The organism is Tropicimonas aquimaris (genome assembly GCF_042676185.1).
Taxonomy (GTDB): Bacteria; Pseudomonadota; Alphaproteobacteria; order Rhodobacterales; family Rhodobacteraceae; genus Tropicimonas; species Tropicimonas aquimaris.
Genome location: NZ_JBHTJT010000050.1, coordinates 21,064 through 32,650, shown reverse-complemented (window position 1 = coordinate 32,650; position 11,587 = coordinate 21,064). Strand labels below are relative to the sequence as shown.

Sequence of the window (11,587 nt, the reverse complement as noted above, 5' to 3'; positions counted from 1 at the left end):
AGCCAGGAGAAGGGCGGGCGCGCCGCCCCTCCTGGTCGGTCACTCGGCCGGGTAGCCGCCGACCGCCTTGACCTCGACGAAATCCTCCAGCCCCCAGGCGCCGCCCTCGCGGCTGTTGCCCGATTGCTTGATGCCGCCGAAGGGCGCGCCCGCCGAGCGGGACTTGCCGTTCAGATGGATCATGCCGGAGCGCAGCTTGCGGGCCATGCGCCGCAGGCGGTCGGGGTCCTGGGTCTGGGCGTAGTTGGTGAGGCCGTAGACGGTGTCGTTGGCGATGCGGACGGCCTCTTCCTCGGTATCGAAGGGGATCATCGACAGGACCGGGCCGAAGATCTCCTCGCGGGCGATCGTCATGTCGTTGGTCACGTCGGCGAAGACCGTGGGGCGGGCGAAGTAGCCGCGGTTCAGCCCGTCGGGCCGGCCGAGGCCGCCGGCCACCAGCCGCGCGCCTTCGTCGATTCCCTTCTGGATCAGGCCCTGCACCTTGTCCCACTGCATCTGGCTGACCAGCGGGCCGATGTGATCGCCGTCGTCGTGGGCATTCGCGACGCCGGTGTGCTCGGCCGTCTCGCGCGCGATCTCGACCGCGTCGTCATAGATCGAGCGTTCCACCAGCATCCGGCTCGGCGCGTTGCAGGACTGGCCGGTGTTTTCCATCATGTGGGCGACGCCGCGGCGGACGGCATCCTCGTCCGCATCGGCAAAGACCAGGTTCGCGCCCTTGCCGCCGAGTTCCAGGCTCACGCGCTTGATCGTGTCGGCCGCGGCCTTGGAGATCGCGATGCCGGCGCGGGTGGAGCCGGTGAAGCTCACCATGTCGATGCCTGGATGCGCAGAAAGCTGGCTGCCGACGCCGACGCCGTCGCCGTTGACCATGTTGTAGACACCCGCGGGCACGCCGGCCTCGTCGAGGATCTCGGTGAAGAGGATCGAGGAGAGCGGGGCGATCTCGGAGGGCTTCAGCACCATGGTGCAACCGGTGAGCAGCGCCGGGATGACCTTGAGCGTCACCTGGTTCATCGGCCAGTTCCAGGGCGTGATCATCGCCACGGTGCCGATCGGGTCCAGGATGATCCGGTCGTTCGGCGCATCGGGACGTAGCATCCGCACGAAGTCGAACTCCTTCGCGGCGCGGATGAAGTCCTTGATGTGGTAGCTGCCGGCGCCGACCTGGTCCTCGCGGGAGAGCTTGAGCGGCGCGCCCATCTCGGTGGTCATGGCCTGGGCCATGTCCTCGGCGCGGGCGTTGTAGATCTCGAGGATCTTCTCGACCACGGCAATGCGTTCGGCCGGGTCGGTCTGGGACCAGGTCTCGAAGGCGGCGTTGGCGGCGGCGACGGCGGCATCAGTGTCGGCCTTGTCGCCGAGCGAGATCACCGCGACCTCCTCCTCGGTGGAGGGGTCGATCACCGGAAAGTCGCGCGACGCGGCCGGGTCCACCCAGGCGCCGTTGATGTAGAACTGGCGTTTCTCGATCATGGGATATCCTTCCCGTCTTGAATTTTGCGACACACTGTCACCGCTTGAGGCGGGTCGCAAGATGGGGGTTTCTTTCCTGAGTCTGGAATATATCTAAGGGCGAGGCAGCGATATTCGCCAACGCGGACGCGATCATTTCCAATCATGAAGGAGACCCGAGCATGGGCCTGCGTATAAACGACATTGTGCCTGATCTGAAACTCACGACGAGCCAGGGCGAGATTGCCTCGTTCCACGACTGGATCGGCGACAGCTGGGCGATTCTCTTCTCGCATCCGAAGGATTTCACCCCCGTCTGCACCACCGAGTTCGGCGCCGTGGCGCAGCTCGCCGAGGAATGGGAAAAGCGGGGCACCAAGGTGATCGGCCTGTCGGTCGACGGCGTCGAGGAGCACAAGAAGTGGATCGGCGACATCGAGAAAGTGGCCGAGAGCCCGGTGACCTTCCCGATCATCGCCGATGACGACCTGACGATCTCCAAGCAGCTCGACATGCTGCCCGCCGACGCCTACCTGCCCGACGGCCGCACGGCGGCGGACAGCGCCTCGGTGCGGGTGGTTATGATCATCGCGCCGAACAAGAAGCTGCAGCTGACGATGACCTACCCGATGTCGGTGGGACGCAACTTCGCCGAGGTGCTGCGGGCGCTCGACGCGCTGCAGGCGACCTACCAGACCCCGATCGCCACCCCGGCCAACTGGACCATGGGGCAGGACGTGATCGTCGCCCTGTCGCTGGACGACGCGGCGGCCAAGGAGAAGTTCGGCGAGTTCGACGCGGTGCTGCCCTACCTGCGCAAGACGCGTTCGCCGGTCTGATCGCCACCGGCAAACCGGGTCGGTCCCGCTCCCCGCGGGGCCGACCTCACGACGAGGTCAGCGGGTCGGAGGGGGCGGGCATAGCGGCTTCGCGGAGCGCGGCGAGCCGGCGGTCCAGCCCGCGCGCCACATAGGCAATCGCGAGGCCACCGGCGAGGCAGAGCGCGAAGACCGGTCCGAGCCGGAGGACGAGCTGGCCGAAATCCATGCTCGCCAGCGGCGCGAACATTCCCAGGGCAAAGGCCGAGATCCAGCACGCGGCGGAGAGACCGCCGATAAGGCCCAGGCGGATACGGAAGGCGGCGGGATAGTCGCCGAGGCGCAGCAGCGGGCGCGAACCCAACCCGTTCAGGCCGATCCGCCCGATCGCCACGGCATTGGCCGTCAGCGTGCAGACGACAGCGAGCTTGACCATGAGCTTGGGCGTCAGGCCGCCGCCACCGGGCCCGAGCTTGAGCCAGAGCAGCGCGAGGCCACTGGCCCAGAGCAGCAGCAGCGCAAGCGAGATGATCAGATGGAAGTCGCGAAGTTGCCGAAGCTCCTCGGCCGACAATGGGCGCCGCAGGCTGCGCATCGCGGTCGCATCGGCCGCAAGGGCATAGAGGAGGCCGGGCACCAGACCCATGAAATGGATCCAGACGGCCATGTCTTTCGCAAATTCCGGCGTCACTTCAGGCTCCCGACTGGACCGCCCCTCCCACTGTCCCATCTCATCCCGCGACTGTGGCTCGAATATGGTCGGGGCGTGCCGGAAACCGCACGGTTGCGCCATTCCGGTCCGGGTGGCAGTCTTTGCGACAGCTTGGTGAGTGGATGGAGTGCCTTGTCAGCCAGAACCCTGGAGAAGCCGATGCCCGCCAGACGACGTTTCCTCGCCACCGGTCTCGCCGCCCTCGCCGCGCCGGGTCTGCTGCGTGCTCAGGAGGATTTCCAGCTCGACAAGTCGCTTCGGGCCCAGATCGTCCGGGTGCGGCCGGGCTTCACGGCCGGCGACATCCACATCGAGCTCGGGCGGCATTTCCTCTATTATATCGTCGCCCCCGAGCAGGCGATCCGCTACGGCGTGGCGATCGGCACCGAGGGGCGCAACCTGTCCGGGTCGGCTTATGTCGGGCGCAAGGCGGAATGGCCGAGCTGGACGCCGACCGCCAACATGATCCGGCGCGAGCCGCATGTATATGCCAAGTGGGCCTCGGGGATGCCGGGCGGGCCGGAGAATCCGCTGGGGGCGCGTGCGCTCTATCTCTATCGCGGCGGACGGGACACCATGTACCGCATCCACGGCACGCCGCAGCCCTGGACGATTGGCCGGTCGGTGTCGTCGGGCTGCATCCGGCTGCACAACGACCATATCGTCGATCTCTATGACCGGGTGCCGGTGGGGACGAGCGTCACCTTCCACTGAGGCGCGCGTGGCGGCCGGGGAGGGGGCTGTTTGCCCCCAAGCGCCTTGCGGCGCTCCCCCCGAGGGTATTTCCGGAAAAGTAAAGGGCCGGGGGCGGCCTGGTCAGTAGACCACGACCCGCGTTCCAAGCGGCACGTGTTCGTAAAGCTCCTCGACATGGGCATTCTGCAGCCGGATGCAGCCGGAGGAGAAGGAACGCCCGATGGTCCAGGGCTGCGGCGTGCCGTGGATGCGGTAGAGCGTGTCGCGGTTGCCCTGGTATAGGTAGAGCGCGCGGGCGCCGAGCGGGTTCTTCTCGTGGCCGCCAGGCAGGCCGCTGCGCCACTTGGCATAGACCTGCGGTTCGGCGGCGATCATGCTGGCGGTCGGGGTCCAGCTCGGCCATTCGGCCTTGCGGCGGACCTCGGCGACGCCTTGGAAATTGCGGCCCGGCGCGCCGACGGCGATGCCGTAGCGCATCGCCTTGCCGTCGCCGAGGGTCCAGAACAGGAAGTGATCCTCGGTCAGGACGTGGATCTCGCCCGCCGGGTATTCACTGGAGACCTTGACCACCTGCGGCCGGAATTTCTTCGGCAGCTTGGTCGAGGTCCGGGTCGCGGCGAATGCCGGGAGCGGCATCGCTGCCGATGCGGCGGCGCTTGCAAGAAAGCTTCTGCGACTGATCATTGGTGACTGCCCCTTCGTCATGATCGGTTTGCCCGGGGGATACAGGAAATTCGTGCGGCTTCGAAGGGCGCGCATGCATGAACCTGCAAGAGCGGGCGTGGGTGTTGCAGCAGTTCAATGCCCCCGGCAAGGCCGCCGGGCGCTTATTTGAACGCATGTTCAAAAAAGATTTGACGACTCCCCGAATCCCCGTCCTATACTGACCCCAAGGCTGAAAAGGCCGCGGTGTCCGCAACGGCACCAGGGGAGGACATCTTTTGACTGCGACCACAACGCCTGCGGGCGATCTGTGTTCTGTTCCTGCGCTCCTGAGGCGCAACGCGCGCGAGTTCGGCACGCGCACCGCGTATCGCGAGAAGGAATACGGGATCTGGCAGAGCTGGACCTGGGCCGAGACCCTGCAGGAAATCGAATGGCTGGCCATGGGCTTCCTGGCGCTTGGGATGGAGCGTGGGGATTACGTTGCCATCATCGGGCGCAACCGGCCGGATCTTTACTGGTCGATGGTGGCGGCTCAGATGTGCGGCGCGGTTCCGGTGCCGCTCTACCAGGACGCGGTGGCCGAGGAGATGGCCTATGTTCTGGAGCACTGCGGCGCGCGTTTCGTGGTCTGCGGCGACCAGGAGCAGGTCGACAAGGTCATCGACATCCAGGAGCGTCTCCACCAGATCGAGCATGTGCTCTACCACGACAAGCGGGGCATGCGGAAATACGACCACGAGCACCTGAACTGGCTGCGTGACATCCGCGACGAGGGCAAGGCCTCGCACTATCGCCACGAGGAGGAGCTGCACCGGCGCGAGGCGGAGCTGAGCTACGACAGCACCTGCGTGATGCTCTACACTTCCGGGACGACCGGCAAGCCCAAGGGCGTGGTTCTGTCGAACCGCAACATCATCGAGACCTCCAAGAATTCCTCCGAGTTCGACCATCTGCGGGCCGAGGACGAGATCCTGGCCTACCTGCCGATGGCCTGGGTGGGCGATTTCATCTTCGCCATGGGGCAGGCCTATTGGAACGGGTTCTGCGTGAACTGCCCGGAGAGCGCTGACACGATGATGACCGACCTCCGCGAGATCGCGCCGACCTATTTCTTCGCCCCGCCGCGGGTGTTCGAGAGCCAGCTGACCAGTGTGATGATCCGGATGGAGGATGCCAGCCCGGTGAAGCGGTGGCTGTTCCGGCACTACATGGCGTTGGCCCGGCGGGTGGGGCCCGCGATCCTGGATGGCAAGTCTGTAAGCCTGCTGGACCGGCTGCGCTACGCGCTCGGGGAGTTCGCCGTTTACGGGCCTCTGAAAAATGCGCTCGGATTCAGCCGTGTGCGGGTCGGCTACACCGCGGGCGAGGCGATCGGGCCGGAGATCTTCGATTTCTACCGGTCGCTCGGAATCAACCTCAAGCAGCTCTACGGCCAGACCGAGGCCAGCGTCTTTATCGCCCAGCAGCCGGACAACGAGGTGCGCGCCGATACCGTGGGCGTGGTGTCGCCCGGGGTGGAGATCCGCATCGACGAGACCGGCGAGATCTTCTACCGCTCGCCCGGCACCTTCGTGGAATACTACAAGAACCCGGAAAGCACGGCCTCGACCAAGGATGCCGAGGGCTGGGTCGCCACCGGCGATGCCGGGTTCTTCGAGGAAGGCAGCGGCCACCTGCGGATCATTGACCGGGCGAAGGACGTGGGCAAGATGGCCGACGGCAGCCTGTTCGCGCCCAAGTACGTCGAGAACAAGCTGAAGTTCTTTCCCGACATCCTGGAGGCCGTGGTTTTCGGCAATGCCCGCGACTACTGCACCGCCTTCATCAACATCGACCTGACCGCCGTGGGCAACTGGGCGGAGCGCAACAACATCGCCTACGCCTCCTATCAGGAACTGGCCGGGCACCCGAAGGTGCTCGAGACGATCCGGGCGCATGTCGAGGACGTGAACCGGTCGGTGGCGCAGGACCCGATGCTCTCGGCTTGCCAGATCCATCGCTTCCTGGTGCTGCACAAGGAACTGGACGCCGACGACGGGGAGATGACGCGGACCCGCAAGGTGCGGCGGCGAATCATCGAGGAGAAATTCGCCGACCTGATCGCGGCGCTTTACGATGGCTCGGAGAGCATCTTCACCACCACGGAAGTTACCTACGAGGACGGGCGCAAGGGCAGCATCTCGGCGACGCTGAAGCTGGTGGATGCCGCTACGGCGGAGGCTAAGCATCTGGAGGTGGCGGCGGAATGAGCAACAAGGGCAACACCCTTCCGGCAAAGGTCACGGTTCCAATCAGCCTTGTGGTGATCGTGCTGGTGCTGATCGGCGAGGCCCCGGCCGGAATCCGAGGAGCTCTGATCGGGGCGGCCTTTGCGATCCCGATCCCGTCACTGGTGAACCGTCCCATCAACGTCTGGATCCATGGTTTCCTGATAGCCTTTTCGATGTCGGCCGGCGCGGTGATCGCCGGGTTCCTTTGGGGGATCGGGGGGATATCGTGACGGACGGCTACGTGACCGAGGACGGCCGCCGGATTGGCGGCGTTCTGATGGAGATGCGCAACATCACGCTGCGGTTTGGCGGGGTGGAGGCGATCAAGGACATTTCCTTCGACATCCGAGAGGGGGAGATCCGGGCGATCATCGGGCCGAACGGCGCGGGGAAGTCATCGATGCTCAATGTTATCAGTGGCTTCTACCATCCGCAGGAGGGCGAGGTCTGGTACAAGGGGGCGCCGCGGCCGTCGATGAAGCCCTACGAGGTGGCCCGGATGGGCGTCGGCCGGACGTTCCAGAACATCGCGCTGTTCGAGGGGATGACGGTGCTCGACAACGTCATGACCGGGCGGCTGACGCATATGAAGGCGTCGCTCTGGGAGCAGGCGATCTGGTGGGGGAAGGCCGAGCGGGAAGAGGTTCAAAACCGGGAACAGGTTGAAAAGATTATCGATTTCCTCGAGATCCAGGCGATCCGCAAGACCCCGGTGGGGCGGCTTCCCTACGGGTTGAAGAAGCGTGTGGAACTGGCGCGGGCGCTGGCCGCCGAGCCGTCGCTGTTGCTGCTGGACGAGCCGATGGCGGGGATGAACGTCGAGGAGAAGGAGGACATGTCCCGCTTCATCCTTGATGTGAATGACGAATTCGGCACCACCATCGCACTCATCGAGCATGACATGGGGGTGGTGATGGACCTTTCCGACCGGGTTGTCGTGATGGATTACGGCAAGAAGATCGGCGACGGCACGCCGGGCGAGGTGCGCTCCAACCAGGATGTGATCGAGGCCTACCTGGGGGTGCCGCATGAGTGATCCCGGGCGTTTTGCGCACAAACCCCGGTCGAAACGACCGGAACCGCGGTCGTTTTCCATCGGAGCGGCCGTTGCGCCCCCCGAGTCCGGGGCTTTCGGGAAGCGAGAGGCCGCAATGATCGCCGGTCCGGTCGTTTCGACCGCCGGTTGCGACCGGAAATCCAGACAGACAGCGGAAGGTATGGCATGGAGTTGCTGAACAAGATCTTCGTAGCGCCCTTCGCCGAGATGGTGGAGGCGCCGGACTTCCTGATGCAGGTGCTCTGGGAGGGGCTGGTGTCGGGCGTGCTCTATTCGCTGATCGCGCTCGGCTTCGTGCTGATCTATCGCTCCAGCCGGATCTTCAACTTTGCGCAGGGCATCATGGTCGTGTTCGCGGCGCTGACGCTGGTGGGGCTGCACGAGATGGGGGTGCCGGCCTGGATCTCGGTGGTGCTGACGCTTGGCGTTATGTTCGGGCTGGCGGTCACGGTGGAGCGGGTGGTGCTGCGGCCGCTGGTCGGGCAGCCGGACATCATCCTGTTCATGGCGACCATCGGCATCACGCTGTTCCTGATCGGGTTCGGCGAGATCATCTTTGGCGGCGAGAACAAGCAGATGATCACCGAGGAGCTGGGAATTCCCACCGGCGATTTCGTGCTGGAGCCCTTCGGCGGGCTGCTGATCCTGCAGCATATCGACATCACGGCGGTGGTCGTGGCGGTGCTGCTGGTGACGGCGCTGCTGCTGTTTCTCAACAAGACTCGGATGGGACGGGCGATCCGGGCGCTGGGAGACGATCACCAGGCGGCGCTGTCGGTGGGCATCTCGCTGCAGACGGTCTGGGTGCTGGTCTGGTTCATCGCCGGGATCATCGCGCTGGTGACGGGCATCGCCTGGGGCAGCCGCGCGGGCGTGTCCTTTGCGCTGGAGGTGATCGCCTACAAGGCGCTGCCGGTGCTGATGCTGGGCGGGCTCGAATCGATCACCGGGGCCATCATCGGCGGGCTGATGATCGGGATGCTGGAGAAGATGTTCGAGATCTACTGGGGCGGGCCGCTGCTTGGGGGAAACACCGAGAGCTGGTTTGCCTATGTGCTGGCGCTGATCGTGCTGTTGTTCCGGCCGCAGGGCCTGTTCGGCGAAAAGATCATCGAGCGGGTGTGACGGAGACGAAGGCGGCCGCGCCGGAGGAGGCGCGGCTCTTTGGGAGGAGGATGACGTGGCAAAGCTGATAGCGATCCTGAACGTCGTGGCGTGGTCGGGCTTCTGGGCCTTCGGCTACCTCGCGCTGACAGGCGGGTCCGAGGCCGGCGGGCAGGTGGTCGTGGCGATGATACTGGCCGCGCTCGGTGCCGCGGCGGGGATCTGGGCCTACATGTGGCTGGTGCGGCACAGCGAGCGCACCGGCTACGCGCGGCGGCCCAACAAGGCGGTGCCGGAGCAGCTCCGGGAGCCCGAGAAATACGCCGATGCCGGGGAACCCTCCTGATGCTCTATCGCACTGCCGGCCAGTTCAAGACGTCCTACCGGACCGATCAGGCGCTGTTTCCGATCAGGCAGGATGCCTTCCTGCTCGGCGTGATCCTGATCTGCGCCTGGGTGGTGTTTCCGCTTACCGCGAGCGAGTTCACCTTTCAGACGCTGCTGACGCCGATCCTGATCTATTCGCTGGCCGCGCTCGGGCTGAACATCCTGACGGGGTTTGCCGGGCAGCTCTCGCTGGGGACCGGGGCCTTCATGGGGGTGGGCGCCTATGCCTGCTACAAGATGGTCACGCTGATGCCCTGGCTGAACCCGGTAGTGGCGATCCTGCTGTCGGGGGTGTTCTCGGCGGGCGTGGGGGTGATGTTCGGCATCCCGAGCTTGCGGATCAAGGGCTTCTACCTCGCCATCGCGACGCTGGCGGCGCAGTTCTTTCTGGTCTGGCTGTTCGAGAAATGGGCCTGGCTCTACAATTACAACGCTTCGGGCGCGATCCAGGTGCCGAACCTCGACATCTTTGGTCTGTACGTGTCCGGGCCGCAGGCCAGCTCGATCACGCAATACTACCTGGTTCTGACGATCGTCAGCCTGCTCACCTACCTCGCCATCAATCTGACCCGTGGCAATCTGGGCCGGACCTGGAAAGCGACGCGGGACATGGACATCGCGGCCGAGCTGATCGGGATCAACCTGATGCGCTCCAAGCTCACGGCCTTCGCGGTCTCGTCCTATATCGTGGGCGTGGCAGGGGCGCTGTTCGTGTTCATGTGGCGGGGGGCGGCGGAGCCGAACCTCTTCGACATTCCGCTGTCGTTCCGGGTGCTGTTCATCGCGATCATCGGGGGGCTGGGGTCGATCCTCGGCAACTACCTTGGCGCGATCCTGATTGTGGGGCTGCCGGTGGTGCTGAACACGGTGCCGCGGGCGCTCGGGATCGAGGTGGAATCGGCGCTGCTGGAGCATCTCAACATCATGATCGTGGGCAGCCTGATCATCTTCTTCCTCATCATCGAGCCGCACGGGCTGAACGCGCTGTGGCGGCTGATCCGGGAGAAGCTGATCATCTGGCCGTTCCCGCATTGAGGGGGGCGGCACGAGGAGACAGGTGACATCCGGGAGGAGCACCCGCGCAAACGAGACGTCGAACATGTTCATTCAGGGAGGAAAGACATGAAGACCTTTACCAAGCTGGCGATGGCCGGCGCGCTGAGCCTCGGGCTCGCCGCCCCGGTGCTCGCGGAAGGGATCTATACCCCGAACCTCAGCTATCGCACCGGGCCCTTTGCGGCGACGGGCATTCCGCTGATGAACGGGCAGGCCGACTACATGGCGATGCTCAACGCGCGCGATGGCGGCATCGGCGGCGTGCCGATCGATTTCGACGAATGCGAGACCGGCTATTCCACCGAGAAGGGCGTGGAATGCTACGAGCGGACCAAGGCGCAGGCCGTGGTGACCCAGCCCTGGTCGACCGGCATCACGCTGCAGGTTCTGCCGAAGACCAACACCGACAACATCCCGATCCTGGCGCCGGGCTACGGCTTCTCGCCGATGGCCAACGGCAAGGTTTTCCAGTGGGCGTTCAACCCGCCGGCCTCCTACTGGGACGCGGCCTCGATGATCATGCAGTACATCGCGGGCGGCGACATGGGCTCGCTCAGCGGCAAGAAGATCGTGCTGCTGCACCTCGACCATCCGTTCGGCAAGGAGCCGATCCCGGTGCTGGAGGCGATGGCGGCGGAATACGGCTTCGAGCTGGTGCCGATCCCGGTCGGCCTGAAGGAGATGCAGAACCAGTCCGCGCAATGGCTGCAGATCCGCCGCGAGCGGCCGGACAACGTGGTGATGTGGGGCTGGGGCGCGATGAACGCCGGCGCCATCACCGAGGCGGTCAAGACCAAGTACCCGATGGACCAGTTCATCGGCGTCTGGTGGGCCGGGCATGACGAGGACCTCAAGCAGGTCGGCGCCGACGGCAAGGGCTACAAGTCGATCTCCTGGTCGATGCCGCAGCCCGACGCGCCAGTGATGGCCGACATCAAGACCCACGTGGTCGATGCCGGGCTGAGCCAGCAGGAGGATCTCAACAGCGTGTTCTACCAGCGCGGACTGGTGATCTCGATGATCCTGGCCGAGGGCATCAAGGCCGCGCAGGATCATTTCGGCAAGGGCGAGATCAATGCCGAGGAGCTGCGCTGGGGGCTGGAGAACCTCGACATCTCCGCCGAGCGGCTGGAGGAGCTGGGGATGACCGGCATGGTGCCGCCGTTCAAGACCTCGTGCTCGGATCACACCGGGCATTCGGGCGGCTGGATGCTGGAATGGGACGGCGAAAAGTTCGTCCAGGCCAGCGACCTGCTGACGGCCGACGCGGCCTTCATCGCGCCGCTGGAAGAAGCGAAGTCCGTCGAATACGCCGAGGCGAACGCGCCCTGGCCGGTGAACGAGACCTGCGAGTGATCTGACG

General features: G+C 65.2%; 12 protein-coding genes. 9 read left to right on the top strand and 3 right to left on the bottom strand.

Annotated features, from left to right (window positions below; genetic code table 11):
• Positions 1-39: 39 nt before the first annotated feature.
• On the bottom strand, positions 40-1,479 hold the full coding sequence (locus ACFQ2S_RS20545) for an aldehyde dehydrogenase family protein (RefSeq protein ID WP_386077395.1): 1,440 nt from the start codon (positions 1,477-1,479) through the stop codon (positions 40-42).
• 161 nt (positions 1,480-1,640) lie between these two features.
• Between ACFQ2S_RS20545 and ACFQ2S_RS20540 the strand changes: the two genes are divergently transcribed.
• On the top strand, positions 1,641-2,297 hold the full coding sequence (locus ACFQ2S_RS20540) for a peroxiredoxin (protein WP_386077393.1): 657 nt from the start codon (positions 1,641-1,643) through the stop codon (positions 2,295-2,297).
• A 46-nt stretch (positions 2,298-2,343) separates the two neighbouring features.
• Here the strand turns inward: ACFQ2S_RS20540 and ACFQ2S_RS20535 are convergent, their stop codons facing one another.
• Entirely contained in the window at positions 2,344-2,967 is a 624-nt protein-coding gene (locus ACFQ2S_RS20535; protein ID WP_386077392.1) for a hypothetical protein, read from the bottom strand.
• Between the two features lie 180 nt (positions 2,968-3,147).
• Here ACFQ2S_RS20535 and ACFQ2S_RS20530 point away from each other — a divergent pair, with 180 nt between their 5' ends.
• Positions 3,148-3,702, top strand: coding sequence for a L,D-transpeptidase (locus tag ACFQ2S_RS20530; protein WP_386077391.1), 555 nt, complete (start codon positions 3,148-3,150; stop codon positions 3,700-3,702).
• A gap of 102 nt (positions 3,703-3,804) precedes the next feature.
• On the opposite strand, the gene ACFQ2S_RS20525 is transcribed toward ACFQ2S_RS20530, so the two are convergent.
• A complete protein-coding gene (locus ACFQ2S_RS20525) occupies positions 3,805-4,368 on the bottom strand; it encodes a L,D-transpeptidase (protein WP_386077390.1) in 564 nt (187 codons plus the stop codon).
• A 257-nt stretch (positions 4,369-4,625) separates the two neighbouring features.
• Between ACFQ2S_RS20525 and ACFQ2S_RS20520 the strand changes: the two genes are divergently transcribed.
• From ACFQ2S_RS20520 to ACFQ2S_RS20490, 7 genes are all read left to right on the top strand, one after another.
• Positions 4,626-6,599: an AMP-binding protein gene (locus tag ACFQ2S_RS20520; RefSeq protein ID WP_386077389.1), complete on the top strand. Its 1,974-nt coding sequence runs from the start codon at positions 4,626-4,628 to the stop codon at positions 6,597-6,599.
• A complete protein-coding gene (locus tag ACFQ2S_RS20515) occupies positions 6,596-6,850 on the top strand; it encodes a hypothetical protein (protein ID WP_386077388.1) in 255 nt (84 codons plus the stop codon). The genes ACFQ2S_RS20520 and ACFQ2S_RS20515 overlap by 4 nt, the downstream gene beginning before the upstream one ends.
• Before the next feature lie 47 nt (positions 6,851-6,897).
• Entirely contained in the window at positions 6,898-7,656 is a 759-nt protein-coding gene (locus ACFQ2S_RS20510; protein WP_386077628.1) for an ABC transporter ATP-binding protein, read from the top strand.
• 192 nt (positions 7,657-7,848) lie between these two features.
• Positions 7,849-8,802 (top strand): branched-chain amino acid ABC transporter permease, encoded by a 954-nt coding sequence (locus ACFQ2S_RS20505; RefSeq protein WP_386077625.1) that lies wholly within the window; start codon positions 7,849-7,851, stop codon positions 8,800-8,802.
• A 55-nt stretch (positions 8,803-8,857) separates the two neighbouring features.
• Positions 8,858-9,127, top strand: coding sequence for a hypothetical protein (locus ACFQ2S_RS20500; RefSeq protein ID WP_386077386.1), 270 nt, complete (start codon positions 8,858-8,860; stop codon positions 9,125-9,127).
• Positions 9,127-10,203, top strand: a complete 1,077-nt coding sequence (locus ACFQ2S_RS20495) for a branched-chain amino acid ABC transporter permease (protein ID WP_386077384.1) — start codon at positions 9,127-9,129, stop codon at positions 10,201-10,203. Before ACFQ2S_RS20500 ends, ACFQ2S_RS20495 begins: the two co-directional genes overlap by 1 nt.
• A gap of 87 nt (positions 10,204-10,290) precedes the next feature.
• A complete protein-coding gene (locus ACFQ2S_RS20490) occupies positions 10,291-11,580 on the top strand; it encodes an ABC transporter substrate-binding protein (RefSeq protein ID WP_386077382.1) in 1,290 nt (429 codons plus the stop codon).
• The last annotated feature ends 7 nt before the right edge of the window (positions 11,581-11,587 follow it).